Below are 20,368 nucleotides of genomic sequence, written 5' to 3'. Positions count from 1 at the left end.
TATGACGTCCACTGAGAACATTGCGCTAAGCGTAAACAAGCTATCGCTCTGGTACGGCGAGCGCCAGGCGCTGAACGCTATCGATCTGCAGATCCCGAAAAACCGCATTACGGCGCTGATTGGACCATCCGGCTGCGGAAAGTCCACGCTGCTGCGCTGTTTTAACCGTATGAACGATATGATTAGCGGCTGCCGAACCGAAGGAGAAATTCTGCTGGACCAGCTGCCGGTAATGCAGGCAGGGCAGGATCTGCCTGCACTGCGGCGGCGCATCGGCATGGTGTTTCAGCGTCCGAATCCGTTTCCCAAATCGATCTATGAGAACGTGGTGTATGGCCTGCGTCTGCAGGGAGTGCGCGACCGCCGGGTTTTAAATGAAGCGTGCGAACGCGCACTGCGCGCGGCGGCGCTCTGGGGGGAGGTGAAAGATCATCTGGCGCAGAACGCGCTGACGCTCTCCAGCGGCCAGCAGCAGCGGCTGGTGATCGCCCGGGCAATTGCCATTGAGCCAGAAGTGCTGCTGCTGGATGAGCCCACCTCCGCGCTCGACCCTATCTCTACGCTGGTGATTGAGGAGCTGATGACCACGCTGAAGGCGCATTTCACGCTGGTACTGGTGACGCATAATATGCAGCAGGCGGCCCGCGTGTCTGATTACACCGCGTTTATGCATCAGGGACAGCTGATTGAGTTCGGCGAAACCGATCGGATTTTCACCGCACCCGGCGTGCGCCGCACCGAAGAGTACATCACCGGCCGGTTTGGTTAACGCCGGTTACCGGGGCGTTATTGCGTTCTAACCCAGGGGCGCATAAATGCGCCCCCTACGGGGGCTAGGGGATGGGCGCATGAATGCGCCGCCTACGGGGGGCGGGGGATAAATGTAGGGGGCGCATTTATGCGCCCCTGACATACCTACGGGGCGTACCCTTGTGCGGGCAGAAGCTGACCATCCAGCCATGCTTTGCCTTCGCGCATCACCAGCCGGCCATCCATAAACCAGCTAATGGCCAGCGGATAGATGGCATGCTCCTGATGCTGCACGCGCGCCGTTATCTCGGCTTCATCATCACCGGGAAAAATGGGTACCCGCGCCTGCAGAACGACCGGACCACCATCCAGCTCATCGGTGACAAAATGCACCGACGTGCCGTGCTCTTTATCGCCGTTCTCCAGCGCCTGGCGATGGGTATGCAGGCCCGGATACTTTGGCAGCAGAGAAGGGTGGATATTCAGCAGGCGATCGTGATAGTGCGCAACAAAGGCGCTGCTGAGGATGCGCATATACCCTGCCAGCACCACCAGATCGGGCTCAAAGGCGTCGATCTCCTGCATCAGCTGGCGATCAAAAGCTTCGCGATCGGGGAAGTCGCCGGGCGACAACGCCAGGCCCGGCACGCTCGCCTGCTGCGCGCGCGTCAGGCCGTAAGCGCTCTCTTTATTACTGAAAACGGCAGCAACGCTGCCGTTGATCCGCCCGCTGGCGCAGGCGTCAAGGATGGACTGAAGATTGCTGCCGTTGCCGGAGATCAGTACAACCAGTTTTTTCATGAATTGATAACCACACGCTCTGCGGAATCAGACGCCTTAATAACGCCGATTTTCCACGCCTGCTCACCGGCATCCTGCATCAGCTGTACCGCTTTGTCTGCTTCATCCGGGCTGAGGGCAATCACCATGCCGACGCCGCAGTTAAAGGTGCGATACATCTCATGGCGGCTGACGTTCCCCGCCTGCTGCAGCCAGCTGAACACCGCCGGCCACTGCCAGCTCTGCTCATCCAGTACCGCCTGCGTATTGTCAGGCAGCACGCGCGGAATGTTTTCCCAGAAGCCGCCGCCGGTAAGGTGGGCAATGGCGTGCACATCAACCTGCTCAATCAGGCTCAGGATATTTTTTACATAGATGCGGGTCGGGGCCAGCAGGTGATCGGCCAGCGATTTACCTTCCAGCTGCTCGCGTTCCGGATCGGTGGCGCTGACTTCCAGAATCTTGCGTACCAGCGAATAGCCGTTGGAGTGCGGGCCGCTTGCCCCCAGGGCAATCAGGATGTCACCATCCTGAACTTTACTGCCGTCGATGATCTCCGATTTCTCCACCACGCCGACACAGAAGCCAGCGACATCATAATCTTCGCCGTGATACATGCCCGGCATTTCCGCCGTCTCTCCGCCTACCAGCGCACAGCCTGACTGCAGGCAGCCTTCGGCAATACCGGTGATCACCGCAGAGGCGGTATCAACGTCCAGTTTGCCGGTAGCGTAGTAGTCGAGGAAGAACAGCGGCTCGGCGCCCTGTACCACCAGATCGTTCACACACATCGCAACCAGATCGATGCCGATACTGTCGTGACGCTTAAGATCCATCGCCAGGCGCAGTTTAGTACCGACGCCATCCGTTCCCGAAACCAGCACCGGCTCGCGATATTTCTGCGGCAGCGCACACAGCGCGCCAAAGCCGCCCAGTCCACCCATCACTTCCGGGCGGCGGGTTTTCTTTACTACGCCTTTAATACGGTCAACCAGATCGTTACCAGCATCAATATCAACACCGGCGTCTTTGTAGCTGAGAGAGGTTTTGTCGGTCACTGCGGAATCCCCACGCGATTGCGATTGGTGGCAAAAATTAAGCGCGGCAATTCTAACAGCGCAGGCAAACGTTTGCGAGTCTGATCTCACGCCCGATATTCGTTATGTCAGATTTTCGCGATTCCGCTATTCTCAGGACAGGCAGCCATCCCCCTGCGCAATCCGCTGTGGCGCAAAAGCAAAAAGGCGGTATAATCCGGCGATTTTTTTTTAGCTCAACTCAATTCCGGGAGAATAATCATGAAAATCGTGGAAGTCAGACACCCGCTGGTTAAACACAAACTGGGCCTGATGCGTGAGCATGATATCAGCACCAAACGCTTTCGCGAGCTGGCCTCGGAAGTGGGCAGCCTGCTGACCTATGAAGCCACCGCCGATCTTGAAACCGAACGCGTAACGATTGAAGGCTGGAACGGCCCGGTTGATGTTGATCAAATCAAAGGTAAAAAAATTACCGTCGTTCCTATTCTGCGTGCCGGTCTTGGCATGATGGAAGGGGTACTGGAGCACGTGCCGAGCGCGCGTATCAGCGTGGTGGGTGTCTACCGCGATGAAGAGACGCTGGAGCCGGTGCCCTATTTCCAGAAGCTGGTCTCTAACATCGAAGAGCGCATGGCGCTGGTCGTCGATCCGATGCTGGCGACCGGTGGCTCAATGATTGCCACCATCGACCTGCTGAAAAAAGCGGGCTGCAGCAGCATCAAGGTGCTGGTACTGGTGGCGGCCCCGGAAGGCATTGCCGCGCTGGAGAAAGCGCATCCGGACGTTGAGCTGTACACCGCGTCAGTCGATCAGGGGCTGAATGAGAAAGGCTATATCATTCCAGGTCTCGGCGATGCCGGCGATAAGATCTTCGGAACGAAATAATGTTTACTCCGGGCTATGTTGCTGGTCGCTCTGCCCCCGGGCAGTGCCCGAAACCATTGCCTGCGCCGGTACGCTCCGCGCTGGCTGCGAACCTATTGCCGCCAGCAACGCCCGGCCTGCACCTGCAGGCAGAATATGCATTAGCATTTTTTAAAAAATAGTATTTGAGCAGCCGACCAGAGAGTCGGCTTTTTTTTAACAAAAAAACAGTAATTAACCGCCTGTCATACAGGAAGGGAAGGGGATACGATGACGAGACGTGCCATTGGGGTGAGCGAACGCCCGCCGCTGCTGCAAACCATTCCACTCAGCCTGCAGCATCTGTTTGCGATGTTTGGTGCCACGGTGCTGGTGCCGATCCTGTTTCATATTAACCCGGCGACCGTGCTGCTATTTAACGGCGCAGGTACGCTGCTCTATCTGTTTATCTGCAAAGGTAAAATACCCGCTTATCTCGGCTCCAGTTTTGCCTTTATTTCACCGGTACTGCTGCTGCTGCCGCTGGGTTACGAAGTGGCGCTGGGCGGCTTTATTCTGTGTGGTCTGCTATTTTGCATAGTGGCGCTGATTGTGAAAAAAGCGGGCACCGGCTGGCTGGACGTGATGTTTCCACCTGCCGCGATGGGCGCTATTGTCGCCGTGATCGGGCTGGAGCTGGCAGGCGTGGCGGCCAATATGGCGGGCCTGCTACCGGCGGAAGGCGCGGCACCGGACAGCACCACCGTACTGATCTCCATGGTGACGCTGGCGGTTACGGTGTTCGGCTCCGTGCTGTTTCGTGGTTTTCTTGCCATCATCCCGATTCTGATTGGTGTGCTGGTGGGCTATGCGCTCTCATCGATGCTGGGCATTGTTGACTGGCGCAGCGTGGAAAACGCGCCCTGGTTTGCGCTGCCAACCTTCTACACGCCGCGCTTTGAGTGGGCGGCCATGCTGACCATTCTGCCTGCCGCGCTGGTGGTGATTGCCGAACACGTCGGGCATCTGGTCGTGACGGCAAACATTGTGAAAAAAGATCTGATCCGCGATCCGGGGCTGCACCGCTCTATGTTCGCCAACGGCCTCTCAACCATGTTCTCCGGCTTTTTTGGATCAACGCCCAATACCACCTATGGCGAAAACATCGGCGTCATGGCGATCACCCGCGTTTACAGCACCTGGGTTATTGGCGGGGCAGCGATTTTTGCCATTCTGCTCTCCTGCGTGGGCAAGCTGGCGGCAGCGATTCAGGCGATCCCGGTGCCGGTGATGGGCGGCGTATCGCTGCTGCTGTATGGCGTGATCGGCGCCTCCGGTATTCGCGTGCTGATTGAATCAAAAGTGGACTACAACAAAGCGCAGAACCTGATCCTGACCTCGGTGATCCTGATCATCGGCGTGAGCGGTGCCAAAGTCCATATCGGTGCGGCAGAGCTGAAAGGCATGGCGCTGGCCACGCTGGTCGGCGTTGCGCTGGCGCTGATTTTCCGGGTTATCAATATCTTACGTCCGGAAGAGGTGGTGCTGGAGGCGCAGGAGCAGCAGGATCGCTAAGCGCGGTCGCCGGGCAGGGACGCCTGGTTCATCTCTGCAGAGGATCGTGATAAACTTGCGCCGTTTTCTGCCCGCTCACTTGCTGAGGTACTTCTGAACACGCCGGCACAGCTCTCACTGCCACTCTACTTACCTGATGATGAAACCTTTGCCAGCTTCTGGCCAGGGGACAATCCGTCGCTGCTTGCCGCACTGCGCGGCGCACTGGCGCAGCAACACGGCAGCTATCTCTACTTCTGGTCGCGCGAAGGCGGTGGGCGCAGTCACCTGCTGCACGCGGCGTGCGCTGAAATGTCTGCCCGCGATGAAGCGGTAGGCTATGTGCCGCTGGATAAGCGGACCTGGTTTGTGCCGGAGGTGCTGGAAGGCATGGAGAATCTGGCGCTGGTCTGCATCGACAATATTGAGTGTATCGCCGGGGAAGCGGAGTGGGAGATGGCGATATTTGACCTCTATAACCGCATTCTGGAAACCGGTAAAACCCGCCTGCTTATCACCGGCGATCGACCGCCGCGCCAGCTCAGTCTTGGCCTGCCCGATCTGGCCTCCCGTCTCGACTGGGGACAAATCTATCGTCTGCAGCCGCTCTCAGATGAGGATAAATTACAGGCGCTGCAGCTGCGTGCCGGGCTGCGCGGTTTTGAACTGCCGGAAGATGTCGGGCGTTTTCTGCTGAAGCGTCTCGATCGTGAAATGCGCACGCTGTTTGAAACGCTGGATCGTCTCGATCGCGCCTCTATCAGTGCCCAGCGCAAACTGACGATCCCGTTTGTTAAAGAGACGCTCGGACTCTGACGTTATCCTTTCTGATACTGCCGGAAACGCCGCTGCAGCTCACGCAGCTGATCGATACGCGCGTCATAACGCGCCTGCTTCAGGCTGCCAAGCGGCACCTGTGCGCTGGCGCTCCCCAGTGCGGTAATGGCCTGATCGAGCTGGCCGCTGAGCGCCAGGCTCTCCGCCCGCGCTGACAGCTCTTCATCGCGTAATCCCTGTGCCGCCGACGCCTGCGCCAGCAGATCCCAGGCGTTAAGATCGTCCGGATGGGCAAAGGTATAGCGGTTAAGAATGCGGCTGGCGCTGGCGGGCTGTTTCGCTTCCACATAAGCGTTAGCCAGGTTGAGCTGCAGCACCGGATTAGTGCCGCCGCCGCGGGCGCTGCTCAGCATGGCGATCGCCTGCTGCGGCTGGTTGAGCCCCAGATCGATATCGGTCATCAGATCAAGGAACCAGACGTTGTCCGGCTGTTTCGCCAGCAGCGGCGCCAGCGTACGTTTAGCATTCGCAAAATCTTTGGCCTGCAGAAACTGCACCGCTTTGCCATACTGCGCGGCCTGCTGTTCACGCAGATTGCCTTTCGCATACTCATTCAGCAGATCGTCGGTGAGCTGATTGCGGCCGGTAGGATACATGCCAAGCACACGCACCTTCGCCATATAGAAATCCTGCGACGACTGTACCACCACCGGACGCATCTGGTTTGCGCGGTTGCGCGCGTCAGAGAGACGGCTGTCAGGCAGCGGGTGCGTCAGCAAAATTTCCGGCGGGCGGGAGGAGAAGCGCGTCTGGTCGGCAAGCTTTTCCAGGAAAGCGGGCATCGCCTGCGGATCAAAACCGGCACGCTGCAGCACCTGAATGCCGATGCGATCCGCCTCCTGCTCATTGCCCTGCGTAAAGCTGATAATGCCCTGCTGGGTGCCCGCCAGCGTACCGGTCAGCGCCGCCATTCCCGCCTGCGGATTTGCCATCGCCAGCAGAATAGAACCCAGCGCGCCAACCCAGGTCAGCGGCGCGCTGCGTTTCTGCTCCTCCATGGCGCGCGCCAGATGGCGCTGCGTCACGTGTGAAATCTCATGCGCCATCACCGAGGCGAGCTGGCTCTCATTATCGGTATAGCGGAACAGTGAGGCGTGCAGCACCACGTTGCCGCCAAAAAAGGCAAAGGCGTTAAGCTCGTCATTCTGGATCAGGAAAAAGTGAAACGGCGTGCGCACTGAACCGGCGTGCGCGACCAGACGCTGCCCCAGCTCATTAATGTACTGGTTCAGCAGCGGATCCTGAATCAGTGGCGCGCTGGCCCGCAGCTGGCGCACGTAAAAATCGCCCATCTGCAGTTCCTGATTAATCGATAGCGTGGAACCCGCCGTCGTGCCGATGTCGGGCAGATTATCACTGAGGTCGGCGCGTGCGCTGAAGGCGGGCGTCAGCAGCAGCGCAGGAATGAGGGTAGCCAGTACGGAGATACGCAGTCGGTTTAACATGCCTCGATCCTGATGATGCTCATCTGTCGCCGGACAGAAGAGAGGGTAAATGTTCGATGTGAATCGGGTTTTCTGCTCTGTCGCTATCTTAACCGCAGGCCGCCGGGTTGCAAAGAGAGCGGTCGCAGAAGCGCAAAACAGAGCGCGGAGAGCGATGAGTCGCTGATTTGCCGCAAAAAACTGAACAGTAATGCAGCGACAGGCATAAGGTTATGCTGCGATAAATTCAAAGTTACGTAAAGTTGCTCAAAAATATTGAATCTGGCATGGATTTTTCCAGGTATTCTCTGAAAAACAGGGCTGGCCTGGCCTTAACTATCACTCTGTTCCATCAGCTTTTTTTATCATCAGCGCGGGATAAAAACGGACCTTAACAGAAATTAATGGTCAGGATTGATCCGTTCGTCAACCCGTGCAGTAAGCATAAGTAAACCGATTTCCCGGCCAGCCTATTCTGCAGCGCTGCCGCGATGACCATCGAATTCCCTGTTTAATCAGCACTGCTAATTATGTTGCGCGCAACTAAAGCGTGATGACACCGCGCCGGTCAGTCACGCCGTTCCGCATGCGCTGTGGTATAGATAAGGCACTTTTTTTTCCCCTATGAACTGTTAATACACGTGCCGTGTATGCCGGAGAGTATGTATGCGTTCAGCAGTAAGCTATGCCCTGATTGCTGTTCTGGGAGGCGTGGTCGGAGCAGGAATAATTAAAGGAGACGACCTCTATCAGCGTGTAGCGAAACATTTTACCGCTGAGCCTGCCGATCCCGAAGGATTCTGGAGCACGCCCGCCATTGAAGGCTATGGCAAAATTCATTATGAAGCGGATGCCGCATTTAAGCCGGCGGCCGGCCTGAGCAATAAGGTGGTTTTCCAGCTCACCAAAAATGAGGGTGACATCAAACGTCCTAACCTCGGGCTGGAGCGGGTTGCGCGCGTGGTTAACCTCTACGTTGCCTCCGGCGTTCCTGTTGATCAGCTGGAATTTGTTGTCTCTATGACCGGTGATGCGACGCCTGCCACGCTGGATGACAGCCACTTCAGACAGTTTTATGGCGTCGATAACCCTAATCTGCCGCTGATCAATGCGCTGAATAAGCTGGGCGTAAAAGTGTCCGTATGCGATCAGTCTGTTGCCTTTCACCACTATCCCAACGCCTGGATCGATCGTTCCGTGATCCATGCGCTCTCCAGCCCGACTACGGTCTCCACGCTGGAAAATCAGGGCTATGCCCTTTTGCAGATGTAATCGTTTCGGTTAAGGAGAAACAGAATGCGTGTAGCGTCTTATATTGTTATCGCCGCGCTGGCAGGATTTGTCGGCGGCAATGTGTTACAGCTTCCTGAGCTGGTGGATAAGGTCAGCGGTAAATTCGCCGATAAAAAAGCGGAGCCTGCTGACTTCTGGAGCACGCCGGCAATCGCCGGCTATGGCAAAATTCACTTCGTGAATACGCCTGACTACAACCCGGCAACGACGCCGGGGCTGAGCAATAAAATTGTGTTTCAGATCAACCGCAGCGAAGGCGATATTCACCAGGCTAACCTGGGCCTGGAGCGCGTGGCACGCGTGACCAACCTCTATTATGCTGCGGGCGTGCCGCTTAATCAGCTAAACTTTGTGGTCTCTATCAACAGCGATGCCGTACCGGCTGCGCTGAACAACGAGCAGTTTCATAAGGCGTACGGTTTTGATAACCCGAACCTGAAACTGATCGATGAGCTGAAAAAAGCGGGCGTTAAAGTCACTATCTGCGACCAGTCCGTGGCGTTTCACCAGCTGCAGCGTGACTGGATCGATACCCGCGTGACCCATACGCTCTCCAGCGGCACGACGGTTGCTACGCTGCAGAATGAAGGATACGCCTTTTTGATGCTGTAACATGCGCTGACAGCGGTGCAGGCCGCTGTCACTTCTCTGCCTCCCTCCGTAAACCGATCCAGCGTAAAACAGAGTTCTGTTGCCAGAGCAGCAGGATGATCCGTGCTGAAACGACCTGAGCGGTGTACACTTATGTGTCTCTCATAACAACAAGTGACCCCCTCAATCACCACAGCGTCAGGCACGAAATCTATGAAGCAACCTATCCGCGCGGCAGCGTTATGCTGATGCGAATCCGGCCCAAAACTGACCTGCGGACGCTGATCGCGCTGCTGGCAATAATCAGTATTGTCATTACGCTGGCGAACACGCTTTATGCGACCTGGCGCGTGCAGCGTATGGTGCTGATTGAAACCACGCTGGAAGCCAATCGCGCCTATGCGACCAAGCTGGCGACCACCACGGAACTTTTCTTTCAGCAGGCACAGTCGCAGCTGCACTTCAGCGCTAATCTGCTGGGTCAGGCGTTTGATGATGAAGCACTTGCGCAGCAGGAAGTGAATCGCCTGCGCGAGCAGACCAGCAGTTTTAACTCCGTTGCGGTGGTGGACAGTAATGGCATCGTTAAAGCGATTTCACCGGAATCCCTGACGCTGAAAGGCATGCAGCTCACCAGTCAGGCGTCACGGGAAGCGCTGTCGCAGCGGCAGCCGCTGGTCAGCCGGGCAGTGATTTCAGCCGCAAACAACCTGATCGTGTTTGTTTCATGGCCGATCTGGAACAGCGAAGGGCGCTATCTGGGGTACGTGGGCGGCACGCTCTATCTGAAGAAAAAAAGCATCCTGAATGCGCTGCTGGGCGAGCAATATTATCGCGACGGGACGCAGGTCTTTGTTCTGGACCGCAATAATCAGGTGCTTTATCACCAGAACAGCCAGCTGGTGGGTAAAAGCGTGCCGGCGATTATCAGCGAACGCGAGCGGGCGGAGCGCAGCAGCGGTACCGCGCAGATCACAGAGAACAGCAGCAATAAGCTGATTGGCTACGCTGTGGTGCCCGGTACCGGCTGGATGGTCGTGGCGCTTAAGCCTGCGGCACTCACGCTGGCGCCGCTTTCCGGTCTGCTGCTGAACGTGCTGAAAAACTCGGTGCCGTTTGCGCTGCTGACGCTGCTGGTAGCGATCGTGCTGGCGCGGCTGATCGCGCTGCCGCTCTGGCAGCTGTCGCGGAAAGCCAGCCAGATGGATACGCAGGGGGTGTCGGCAGAGATCGGCGGCATCCGTGCGTGGTACTTTGAGGCGGCGCAGGTAAAGCGGGCGCTGCTGACCGGTATCGGACTGGTACAGGATAAAATCGGCCGGCTTAACTCAGAAGTACAAAGCGATCCTCTGACGCAGCTGCTCAACCGGCGGGGATTGCACGCCGTGCTCGACTATTTTGAGGCGATGCAGCAGCCATTTGCCGTGCTGGCGCTGGATATCGACCACTTTAAGCGGGTAAATGATAATTTTGGCCACGGCGCGGGTGATAACGTCATTAAGCAGGTGGCGCAGACGTTACGCAGTAACGCCCGTCAGACGGATGTGGTCTGCCGTAACGGCGGCGAAGAGTTTCTGATGCTGCTGCCGGCTACCACGGTCGAAGAGGCACGGGTTATCGCCGAGCGGGTGCGCGTCAGCATTGCGGAGAGCTGGATCGATCCGCCCGGCCATATCACGCTCTCGGTGGGCATCGCCTGCTGGCAGCCGCAGCAGGGCACGCAGGAGGAGAGTCTCCGGCAGGCGGATGCGGCGCTCTATCAGGCCAAGCACGCCGGACGAAACTGTGTGATGATTGCCGGCCATAACGCACTGGTCAGCAGTATTATGCGCTGATGTGCGGATCGATAAGCGGGCGGCAGCGTGCCGTGCCGGGGCAGTAAAAGGATAAGGTTGATGTTGTCTCTGTTGTTTCATTGGTACAAGCGTCGCTTCAGCGATCCGCAGGCGATTGGCCTGCTGGCGATCCTGCTGGCGGCGTTCTGCATTCTGTTTTTCTTTAGCGGGCTGCTGGCGCCGCTGCTGGTGGCGCTGGTGCTGGCTTATCTGCTGGAGTGGCCCGTAGTGCGGCTGCAGCGTATCGGCTGCAGCCGCAGCTGGGCAACCAGCATCGTGTTAATACTCTTCGCCGGCATTCTGCTGGTTATGGTACTGATAGTGGCGCCGGTTGCCTGGCAGCAGGGCATTAACCTGACGCGCGATCTGCCCAACATGCTCAATAAACTCTATGTCTCAGCGGCTGCACTGCCACAGCGTTTTCCGGCACTGGTAGATGCAGGCATTATCGATATCATCGTAGAGAATCTGCGCAGCCGCCTGACTGGCCTGGGTGAATCCCTGGTGCGCTATTCACTGGCCTCGCTGGTCGGTCTGATGACGCTGATGATCTATCTGGTGCTGGTCCCGCTGATGGTGTTTTTCCTGCTGAAAGATAAAGAGCAGATGCTGAACGCAGTACGGCGCGTGCTGCCGCGTAATCGCGGGCTGGCGGGCACGGTATGGAAAGAGATGAATCAGCAAATCACCAACTATATTCGCGGCAAAGTGCTGGAGATGGTGGTGACAGGCGTCGTCAGCTGGATCGCCTTTTTAGTGCTGGGGCTCAATTACGCGCTGCTGCTGGCGGTGCTGGTGGGCGTTTCGGTGCTGATCCCTTACGTGGGCGCGCTGGCCGTTACGCTGCCGGTCATTGGCGTCGGGCTGTTTCAGTGGGGGCTTAGCAGCGATTTCTGGACGCTGATGGTGGTGTATCTGGTGATCCAGGCGCTGGATGGCAACGTACTGGTGCCGGTGCTGTTTTCAGAAGCGGTAAATCTGCATCCGCTGGTGATTATTCTCTCCGTGGTCATTTTTGGCGGACTGTGGGGCTTCTGGGGCGTATTTTTTGCTATTCCGCTGGCCACGCTGGTAAAAGCGGTTGTACGCGCCTGGCCGGAAACCACGCCGGAACGGCAGATCGCAGAGTAAGAAATAGCGGGAAGCGGTGCGCAGCAAAGGCGCACCGCTTTTGATCAGGCAGACTTCACGTAATCAAGCACGATATCGTGATGGTCTGCGGTTTTAAAGCTGTCGAACACCTTTTCCACTTTACCATCCTGACCAATCAGGAAACTGATGCGGTGGATGCCGTCGTAGCTTTTGCCCATAAATGACTTCTCACCCCAGACGCCAAACTGCTCGCACACCTGGTGATCTTCATCAGAAAGCAGCGTGAAATTCAGCAGCTCTTTCTCAACAAAACGGGACAGTTTTTCCGGCTTGTCGGTGCTGATACCCAGTACCTCTACGCCCGCTTTTTTCAGCTCGTCCATGTTGTCACGCAGGCCGCAGGCCTGAGTAGTACAGCCTGGCGTCATCGCTTTCGGGTAGAAATAGACCAGAACACGCTGTCCCTGGAAGTCGGCCAAATTTACTTGTTCGCCATCCTGATCGGGCAAGCTAAATTTCGGTGCGGTATCACCGGCTTTCAGTGGATTCATCACAACTCTCCGTTTTTTGTTCATGCTGCGGGTATGACACCCGGCAGTGCCTGCTGGCTGGCCGGACGTTTACCTCAGGGTTATTTCACAACACGTTATGCTGCTGCAACAGAGTGTGTGGCGAAATAACCCGGAGCCTGATTACAGGACATTGCTGCTGTCGTCGGTGACACTATAGAGGCGAATTGAGCCTTGTGCATGCAGTTCTTCACACAGCTGATTAAACGCCTGCTCTATCGGTGCGCTTACCCGGTTTGCCGGACTGTGTGCTGTCATCTGAATATAGAGTACCGGCTGTTCATTGTCCTGAGCCGGGTTAATACGCGACACCAGCTCAGCGATGTTCAGCTGATGTTTATCAAGCAGATCGGTAAAGCGCTCAATAATGCGTGGCGAATCGGGCACTTCTACCTGAATCCGGACCGTCACCGGCATCGGTGGCGTCGCGCGCGCGTTTGTCCGCTTCATTACGATCAGCAGCTCCAGCTCAGCGCCTTTCATCGGCAGCGTGGATTCAATCAGCGTAATGGCGTTCCAGCTGCCGGAAAGCAGCATAATAAAGGTGAACTCATCGCCGAGCATCGCCAGACGGCTATCTTCTATATTGCAGCCGCAACTGCTGACGTGGCGGGTAATGGCGTTAACGATACCCGGACGATCGACGCCAAGAGCAGTGATGACCAGATGATGCGGCTGTGGCTGCGACAAAATGAGTTTTCCTGTACGTTCGCTAATAACTATAAGGTAAACATAAAAAAAACTGCTGACAAGCGCGGGAATGGGCTGGCTCGCTTGCTTTTCTTTGAAGGTAAAACGTAACATGAGGCACTTGTTTGTCGAGGGGATAGCCCATGTTCACCGGAAGTATTGTTGCACTCATTACGCCTATGAATGACCAGGGCCAGGTTTGCCGCCCGAGTCTGAAAAAACTGATTGATTATCATGTCGCCAGCGGAACCGCAGCGATCGTTTCTGTTGGCACCACCGGCGAATCTGCAACGCTCAGCCATGAAGAGCATGGTGACGTGGTGATGCAAACCCTGGAGCTGGCCGATGGCCGTATTCCGGTTATCGCCGGAACGGGCGCTAACGCCACTGCCGAAGGGATCTCTCTGACAAAACGCTTTACCGGCACCGGCGTGGTCGGCTGCCTGACCGTGACGCCTTATTACAATCGTCCGACTCAGGAAGGGCTTTACCAGCACTTCAAAGCGATTGCGGAAAGCACCGATCTGCCGCAGATGCTCTATAACGTTCCGTCGCGTACCGGCTGCGATATGCTGCCGGAGACCGTGGCGCGCCTGGCTGAAATTAAAAATATTATCGGTATTAAAGAAGCGACCGGGAACTTATCGCGGGTTTCACAGATCCAACAGCTGGTTGGTGACGAGTTCATTATTGTCAGCGGCGATGATGCCACTGCGCTGGATTCCATGCAGCTGGGCGGCAAAGGCGTCATTTCTGTCACCGCTAACATTGCGGCGCGTGAAATGGCTGAACTCTGTGCGCTGGCGCAGGAAGGCAAATTTGCCGAAGCGCGTCACCTGAATCAGCGTCTGATGCATCTGCACCAGACGCTTTTCTGTGAGCCCAATCCTATTCCGGTAAAATGGGCCGCAAAACAGCTGGGATTGATCGCGGATGACACGCTGCGCCTGCCAATGACGCCGCTGACCAGCGCGGGCCAGGAAAAAACGGCGCAGGCACTTATCAAAGCGGGTCTGCGTTAATTTAGGGAGAATCAATGAGTTTTTCAGTTAAGCGCTCGACGCTGGTAACGGTAGCAGGTCTCTCCACTCTGATGCTGCTGACAGCCTGTTCCAGCGATCAGCGTTACAAGCGCCAGGTAAGCGGCGATGAGTCCTATCTTCAGACGCCTGAACTGCGCGATCTGAACGCGCCGGCAGGGGCAATACTGCCGATACAGAACGGCGACTATGAGGTTCCGCATCGCGTAGCTAATGGCGCGCTGGGTAAAGCACTCGATATTCGTCCGCCGGCACAGCCGCTGGCGCTGATGAACGGTACGCGCGCGCAGTTCACCGGTAATACTGGCGTACTGGCGCTGGAAAGCAGTCGCGGTTCTATCTGGTCACAGGTGGTCAACGTGGTGCAATCCTACAAGTTCCCGATTGCCCAGCGTAACGATGCCGGGCAGCAGCTCACCACCGACTGGGTGCAGTGGAACCGCGCAGATGAAGATAATCAGTATCGCGGCCGCTATCAGATCAGCGTGCAGAATCAGGGGTATCAGCAGGTCCTGACGGTGCGTCTGCTTGAGCTGCAGCAGCAGGGTGAGACGGTAACGTCACCGGCACAGGTTCAGCGCTATACCGGCCAGATGCTCAACGATCTCAGTACCGGTCTGGATAAGATCGATACTGCCAGTCAGGATGCTGCCGCCGGACGTGCGACCGGACAGATCGACGTCCAGAGCGGTGCAGATGAAACCGGCCTGCCGCTGCTGATCCTGCGCTCGCCGTTTAACGTCACCTGGCAGCGACTGCCGGCGGCGCTGCAGCGTGCTGGCATGGAAGTGACGGATGACAACCGTTCGCAGGGCAGTCTGAAAGTGACCTATAAGCAGCCGGGCAGCAGCGCGTTTGACGCGATTGGCGCCAAAGATCCGGAGCTGCCGAACGGTGACTATAAGCTGCAGGTCGGCGACCTTGATAACCGCAGTAGTCTGCAGTTTATCGATCCTAAGGGTCACGTGCTGACCCAGGCGCAGAACGATGCGCTGGTGGCCGTCATGCAGGGCGCACTGAATAAATAATTGTGTAAAGGCCGGAGATTCTCCGGCCTTTTTGTTTTGATTTTGGCATAATGGCGCCCGGCGAGGTAAACGATTGCGTCACGCAGTCGTCGCGCGGTGGAACACCGCTGAACACGGGTTATTTCATGTCTGGAGTTAACAAGATGCAAAAGCGAGCTGAGTTGTATCGCGGTAAAGCGAAAACCGTATACAGTACCGACAATCCGGATTTGCTGGTACTTGAGTTCCGCAACGATACATCAGCAGGAGACGGGGCACGAATCGAACAGTTTGATCGTAAAGGCATGGTAAACAACAAGTTTAACCACTTTATTATGACCAGACTGCAGGAATCGGGCATTCCTACTCAGATGGAAGCGCTGCTGTCTGATAACGAAGCGCTGGTGAAAAAGCTGGAGATGGTGCCGGTAGAGTGCGTGATCCGCAACCGCGCGGCCGGATCGCTGGTCAAACGCCTTGGGGTGGAAGAGGGCATGCTGCTCAGTCCGCCGCTGTTTGATCTCTTCCTGAAAGATGACGCCAAACATGATCCCATGGTCAACGAGTCTTACTGCGAAACCTTTGGCTGGGTCAGTAAAGCGAACCTGGCGCGTATGCAGGAGCTGACGTATAAAGCCAACGAGGTGCTGAGCAAACTGTTTGATGATGCCGGTCTTATCCTGGTCGATTTCAAGCTGGAGTTTGGTCTGTTTAACGGCGAAGTCACGCTGGGCGACGAGTTCTCACCCGATGGCGCGCGTTTGTGGGACAAAGAGACCATGGACAAAATGGATAAAGACCGTTTCCGTCAGAGCCTTGGCGGCGTCGTGGAAGCGTATGAAGCTGTAGCACACCGCCTCGGGGTCAAACTCGACTAAACCGCATTACGCGGCAGGTGCTATCGGGTCGTCTCTGCAGACGGCCCTTTTTTATATCCGTCATCTGCCTGCCTGCAACGCTGGTGATTATGCCTGGCGCCATCTAAAATCATGCCTATCTGAAGATAAATAAACAGGAGCAGGCCATGCGCTGGCAAGGGCGTCGTGAAAGCGACAATGTGGAAGATCGTCGCGGCGAATCATCAGGTTTTGGCGGTGGCGGGCGACAGATCCGGCTGCCGCGCGGGAAAGGCGGCATTATCCTGCTGGTCGTTGTGGCGGTGGCCGGATATTACGGCTATGACCTTACCGGACTGCTGGGCGGCGGTGGCAGCGCACCGGTGCAGCAGCGCCAGGTGGACTCCGCGCAGGATAACGAGGCGGCGAAATTTACCTCGGTGATCCTCGCCACAACCGAAGATACCTGGGACAAGCTGTTTAAGCAGATGAACAAACAGTATGTGCCACCAAAACTGGTGATGTATCGCGGCGTGACGCGCACCCACTGCGGAACCGGCCAGGCGGCGATGGGGCCGTTTTACTGTCCGGCTGACCAGAGCGTCTATATCGACCTCTCTTTCTATGATGAGATGAAAACCAAACTCGGCGCAGGCGGCGACTTTGCGCAGGGCTACGTCATTGCGCATGAGGTGGGTCACCATGTGCAGAAGCTGCTGGGTATTGAGCCGAAAGTACGTGAAATGCAGCAGGGCGCCAGTGAGAAACAGGTGAATCAGCTGTCGGTGAAAATGGAGCTGCAGGCGGACTGCTTTGCCGGCGTTTGGGGCCACTATATGCAGCAGCAGAACATTCTGGAAGTGGGCGATCTGCAGGAAGCGCTTAACGCGGCCGAAGCGATTGGTGACGACCGCCTGCAGCAGCAGAGCCAGGGGCGCGTAGTGCCGGACAGCTTTACGCACGGCACATCTGAACAGCGCTATACCTGGTTTAAACGTGGTTATGACGGCGGCGATCCGGGCCAGTGCAACACCTTCGCCACTAACTGATGTCCTGTGCGGTTATCACGGCGGCGATGCAGCAGGCAGGCATCCGCCGCTTAGCGGTTATAGCAGGTGATGCAGAGTGGGCGCGCGAGCAGGCCGGTCTATGGCAGCAGGCGCTGCCGGGTGACTGGATCACGCTCAGCAGCGCCTGCGACCTGACGCCGCACGTTGCCCCGACAGCGCTGCGAACGCTGCTGGGACGTGAATTTACCCATGCGCTGTTCGATGCGCGGCACGGCTTTCACGCTGAGGCTTTTGCCGCGCTGGCCGGTACGCTGCGCGCCGGCAGCTGGCTGCTGCTGCTGACGCCGCCGTGGGAGAGCTGGGCGACAGTTGCCGATGCGGACAGCCTGCGCTGGGCCGATGTCGCAGAGCCCATCGCCACGCCCCGTTTTATACATCGCCTGCAGCAGCTGATGCTGAAAGATGACGAGGTGCTGCTGCAGCGCCAGCATCTGCCGGTACGTCAGCCGGCCGCAGGTGTCTGGCCGCGCTGGCAATGCCAGGCGCCACAGCAGCAGGCGGCTATTCTTGCTCAGCTGCAGGCGATCGCTTCCGGGGTGGCGGTGGTTACCGCACCGCGCGGGCGCGGCAAGTCGGCGCTGGCCGGCATGCTGGCACGTAATACAACCCACGCGCTGGTCACCGCTCCGGCGAAGGTGTCAACAGAGGTGCTGGCGCAGTTTGCCGGCGAGCAGTTTTCCTTTATGGCCCCTGATGCGATCCTGCAGCAGCCGATCGATCCGCTGCCTGCATGGCTGATCGTTGATGAGGCAGCCGCGATCCCGGCGCCGCTGCTGCAGCAGCTGGTTGCACGCTTTCCGCGTGTGCTGCTGACCACAACCGTGCAGGGGTACGAGGGCACCGGACGCGGTTTTTTGCTGCGCTTCTGCGCCACCCTGCCTGGCGTTCACTATTTCACGCTGGATGAGCCCCTGCGCTGGTGCGCTAAGGATCCGCTGGAGCAGTGGCTCAACCGCGCGCTGCTGTTTGAAGAAGCGGACCGCGCCGCGCCGGCATCAGAAATCACGTTATACCGAGCGATGCCGGATGCGCACCCCGCCGCGCTGGAGGCGGGCTATCGTCTGCTGGCAAGCGCGCACTATCGCACTTCGCCGCTCGACCTGCGCCGCCTGCTGGACGCGCCGGGGATGCAGCTCTGGCTGGCTGGCGCAGCAGAGAGCGTGGCCGGTGCCCTGTGGCTGGTTGAAGAGGGCGGACTGGATGCAGAACTGGCGCAGGCTGTCTGGGCCGGCACGCGTCGCCCGCGCGGTAATCTGGTCGCGCAGTCACTGGCGGCACACGCCGGTTTCAGCGCGGCGGCGACGCTGCGCTCTCTGCGTATCAGCCGCATTGCGGTGACGGCCGCCCGCCGTCAGCAGGGCATTGGCCGGGCGCTGGTCGCACAGGCGCGTCACCAGGCCGCCGGCTGTGATTTTCTCTCGGTGAGCTTTGGTTACACGGCGGCGCTGTGGCGCTTCTGGCACGCCTGCGGCTTTACGCTGGTGCGGGTCGGATCGCAGCGTGAAGCGAGCAGCGGCTGCTACGCCGCGATGGCCATCTGCGCACTGACGCCGGCCGGGAAACTGCTGCAGACGCAGGCGGCGCAGCGTCTGGCGCGCGATGCTGTCTGGCTGAACGATCTCATCGATTTACCGCTGCCGGACGGAGCGGGGCTGTCGCAGGATATTAATGAAGAGGATGTGGCGCTGCTGGCAGGTTTTGCCTGGGCACAGCGCCCGTTCGAGGCGAGCTATGCGATGCTGCAGCGGCTGGTGCGCATACAACCACAGCCGTTAATGCAGGCCATACTGCTTCAGAAACAGACGCTGAGCGAGGCGGGCAGCAGCGCTGGTCTCAGCGGCCGCAGGGCGGTGGTACAGCGGCTGCGTCAGGAGACGGCTGAGGCGCTTGAACGGCTCGATCCGCAGGCAGCGCAGGCCTGGCAACAGCGGCTGACGTTGTTGCAATAAATCAGCGCTCTTGTTCAAATTTTCCCGGTATCACTCTGCTGGCTGCGGCGTATAGTGAATACAGGAGGTCAGTATGGCTTTACGATATGTAGTTGTTCAGCAGCCGGCGCAGGCTGCTCAGCTTTTTTTGCTTTACCACGGCGCTGATGATAACCCTGATGCGATGGCACAGATTGGCACCTGGTTTGCTCAGGCGTTTCCGGACGCGCAGGTGGTGTCAGTAGGTGCGCCTTATACCGGTAGTGTGCCGCAGGGCCGCCAGTGGTTTATGGACTATCCCGCTCAGGATCGCTCGCCGCAGCAGTGTGTCGATGCGGTCATGCCGCTATTTATCGAGTCTGTCCGGCACTGGCAGCGTACTGCTGGCGTCCGGCCCGAAGCGACGGCGCTGGTCGGGTTCTCGCAGGGCAGCACCATGGTTCTGGAGGGCGTAAAAGCGCAGCCGGAGCTGGCGGGACGGGTGGTGGCGTTTAGCGGGCGCTATACCACGCTGCCGGAACGCGCCAGCAGGCGTAATACCATTCATCTTATTCACGGCGATGATGACGAACAGGTACCGCTACAGCATGCTGAAGCGGCGAACCAGCGTCTGACCGAGCTGGGCGGCGATGTGACGCTGGATGTGGTGAACGATCTGCCGCATGCGATAGATGAACGCAGCATGGCGCGGGCGCTGCATCATCTGCGCTATACCATACCGCGCCGCTATTTTGATGAAGCATTGAGCGGCGCCAAACCCAACGACGACGACGTTGTGATGTTTTTATAGGGGGCGGGTGGCATTAATGCCGCCCCTACAATTTCGTAGGGGGCGCATTTATGCGCCCCTGGGTATTTACGCGTCCATCGCCCATTTGCGGCCAGGGCGGCATGAATGCCGCCCCTACAATAACCCGTAGGGGGCGCATTTATGCGCCCCTGGTGTATTCATGCGCCCCTGATGTTTTTACGCGCCCCTGGCCTATTTTTTCTTTGGCCAGTCATCTTCATCATCCCACTTATCGTTGAAATCACGATGCGGGGGTAAATCCGGCCGGTTATCCATATATTTCTTATGATCGATGCGCTTGAGATCTTTATAGACGTTCATCAGTACGCCCACCATCAGCACAATCACCAGGATCCACCAGTACTCTTTTAACCACTCCATGCCCCGTCTCCTTGTTTA

General features: G+C 57.8%; 20 protein-coding genes. 14 read left to right on the top strand and 6 right to left on the bottom strand.

Translation table 11 applies throughout. The annotated features are described in order from the left end of the window. Position 1 precedes the first annotated feature (1 nt). Positions 2-769 (top strand): phosphate ABC transporter ATP-binding protein PstB, encoded by a 768-nt coding sequence (gene pstB, locus B4056_RS10970; protein WP_094112267.1) that lies wholly within the window; start codon positions 2-4, stop codon positions 767-769. Positions 770-915: 146 nt separating this feature from the next. On the opposite strand, the gene purN is transcribed toward pstB, so the two are convergent. Further along, positions 916-1,551 (bottom strand): phosphoribosylglycinamide formyltransferase, encoded by a 636-nt coding sequence (purN, locus tag B4056_RS10965; RefSeq protein ID WP_288654742.1) that lies wholly within the window; start codon positions 1,549-1,551, stop codon positions 916-918. Then, the gene (gene purM / locus B4056_RS10960; RefSeq protein WP_150034139.1) at positions 1,548-2,588 is read right to left on the bottom strand and encodes a phosphoribosylformylglycinamidine cyclo-ligase; all 1,041 of its coding nucleotides are present in this window, start codon (positions 2,586-2,588) and stop codon (positions 1,548-1,550) included. The genes purN and purM overlap by 4 nt, the downstream gene beginning before the upstream one ends. 240 nt (positions 2,589-2,828) lie before the next feature. Between purM and upp the strand changes: the two genes are divergently transcribed. From upp to hda, 3 genes are all read left to right on the top strand, one after another. After that, complete coding sequence (upp, locus tag B4056_RS10955) at positions 2,829-3,455, top strand: uracil phosphoribosyltransferase (protein ID WP_039379551.1); 627 nt, start codon at positions 2,829-2,831, stop codon at positions 3,453-3,455. Positions 3,456-3,704: 249 nt separating this feature from the next. Beyond that, positions 3,705-4,988, top strand: a complete 1,284-nt coding sequence (uraA, locus tag B4056_RS10950) for a uracil permease (RefSeq protein WP_113655857.1) — start codon at positions 3,705-3,707, stop codon at positions 4,986-4,988. 93 nt (positions 4,989-5,081) lie between these two features. Further along, positions 5,082-5,783, top strand: a complete 702-nt coding sequence (gene hda, locus B4056_RS10945) for a DnaA inactivator Hda (RefSeq protein ID WP_211049497.1) — start codon at positions 5,082-5,084, stop codon at positions 5,781-5,783. Between the two features lie 2 nt (positions 5,784-5,785). On the opposite strand, the gene B4056_RS10940 is transcribed toward hda, so the two are convergent. Then, a complete protein-coding gene (locus B4056_RS10940; RefSeq protein WP_094111936.1) occupies positions 5,786-7,249 on the bottom strand; it encodes a tetratricopeptide repeat protein in 1,464 nt (487 codons plus the stop codon). A 645-nt stretch (positions 7,250-7,894) separates the two neighbouring features. Between B4056_RS10940 and B4056_RS10935 the strand changes: the two genes are divergently transcribed. The 4 genes from B4056_RS10935 (at position 7,895) to B4056_RS10920 (ending at position 12,078) form a co-directional block, all read left to right on the top strand. After that, positions 7,895-8,500 carry a DsrE family protein gene (locus B4056_RS10935; protein ID WP_094111937.1) on the top strand — a complete coding sequence of 202 codons (606 nt, stop codon included), beginning with the start codon at positions 7,895-7,897 and terminating at the stop codon, positions 8,498-8,500. 24 nt (positions 8,501-8,524) lie between these two features. Continuing rightward, the gene (locus B4056_RS10930; protein WP_094111938.1) at positions 8,525-9,133 is read left to right on the top strand and encodes a DsrE family protein; all 609 of its coding nucleotides are present in this window, start codon (positions 8,525-8,527) and stop codon (positions 9,131-9,133) included. A 221-nt stretch (positions 9,134-9,354) separates the two neighbouring features. Beyond that, complete coding sequence (locus tag B4056_RS10925; protein ID WP_094111939.1) at positions 9,355-10,947, top strand: sensor domain-containing diguanylate cyclase; 1,593 nt, start codon at positions 9,355-9,357, stop codon at positions 10,945-10,947. 60 nt (positions 10,948-11,007) lie between these two features. Continuing rightward, on the top strand, positions 11,008-12,078 hold the full coding sequence (locus B4056_RS10920; protein WP_113655859.1) for an AI-2E family transporter: 1,071 nt from the start codon (positions 11,008-11,010) through the stop codon (positions 12,076-12,078). 44 nt (positions 12,079-12,122) lie between these two features. On the opposite strand, the gene bcp is transcribed toward B4056_RS10920, so the two are convergent. Beyond that, the gene (gene bcp, locus B4056_RS10915) at positions 12,123-12,590 is read right to left on the bottom strand and encodes a thioredoxin-dependent thiol peroxidase (RefSeq protein ID WP_071667909.1); all 468 of its coding nucleotides are present in this window, start codon (positions 12,588-12,590) and stop codon (positions 12,123-12,125) included. Positions 12,591-12,731: 141 nt separating this feature from the next. Then, positions 12,732-13,298, bottom strand: coding sequence for a glycine cleavage system transcriptional repressor (locus B4056_RS10910; protein WP_039379528.1), 567 nt, complete (start codon positions 13,296-13,298; stop codon positions 12,732-12,734). 143 nt (positions 13,299-13,441) lie between these two features. Here B4056_RS10910 and dapA point away from each other — a divergent pair, with 143 nt between their 5' ends. The 6 genes from dapA (at position 13,442) to ypfH (ending at position 19,969) form a co-directional block, all read left to right on the top strand. Continuing rightward, a complete protein-coding gene (gene dapA, locus B4056_RS10905) occupies positions 13,442-14,320 on the top strand; it encodes a 4-hydroxy-tetrahydrodipicolinate synthase (RefSeq protein WP_071667911.1) in 879 nt (292 codons plus the stop codon). A 14-nt stretch (positions 14,321-14,334) separates the two neighbouring features. Then, complete coding sequence (bamC, locus tag B4056_RS10900; RefSeq protein WP_071667912.1) at positions 14,335-15,366, top strand: outer membrane protein assembly factor BamC; 1,032 nt, start codon at positions 14,335-14,337, stop codon at positions 15,364-15,366. 143 nt (positions 15,367-15,509) lie between these two features. Next, the gene (purC, locus tag B4056_RS10895) at positions 15,510-16,223 is read left to right on the top strand and encodes a phosphoribosylaminoimidazolesuccinocarboxamide synthase (protein ID WP_094111947.1); all 714 of its coding nucleotides are present in this window, start codon (positions 15,510-15,512) and stop codon (positions 16,221-16,223) included. 146 nt (positions 16,224-16,369) lie between these two features. Beyond that, complete coding sequence (gene ypfJ / locus B4056_RS10890; protein WP_039379523.1) at positions 16,370-17,230, top strand: KPN_02809 family neutral zinc metallopeptidase; 861 nt, start codon at positions 16,370-16,372, stop codon at positions 17,228-17,230. Beyond that, positions 17,230-19,200, top strand: coding sequence for a tRNA(Met) cytidine acetyltransferase TmcA (locus B4056_RS10885; protein WP_288654738.1), 1,971 nt, complete (start codon positions 17,230-17,232; stop codon positions 19,198-19,200). The genes ypfJ and B4056_RS10885 overlap by 1 nt, the downstream gene beginning before the upstream one ends. Before the next feature lie 73 nt (positions 19,201-19,273). Then, positions 19,274-19,969, top strand: coding sequence for an esterase (gene ypfH / locus B4056_RS10880; protein WP_094111941.1), 696 nt, complete (start codon positions 19,274-19,276; stop codon positions 19,967-19,969). 192 nt (positions 19,970-20,161) lie between these two features. Here ypfH and B4056_RS10875 read toward each other — a convergent pair whose 3' ends face one another. Further along, positions 20,162-20,350, bottom strand: a complete 189-nt coding sequence (locus tag B4056_RS10875) for a YpfN family protein (RefSeq protein ID WP_039379517.1) — start codon at positions 20,348-20,350, stop codon at positions 20,162-20,164. Positions 20,351-20,368: the final 18 nt, after the last annotated feature.

The sequence above is a fragment of the Pantoea sp. UBA7232 genome (assembly GCF_002473195.1).
Lineage (GTDB): Bacteria > Pseudomonadota > Gammaproteobacteria > Enterobacterales > Enterobacteriaceae > Pantoea > Pantoea eucrina.
The sequence above is the reverse complement of the archived record's forward strand: the minus strand, read 5'-3'. Positions and strand labels throughout refer to the sequence as shown.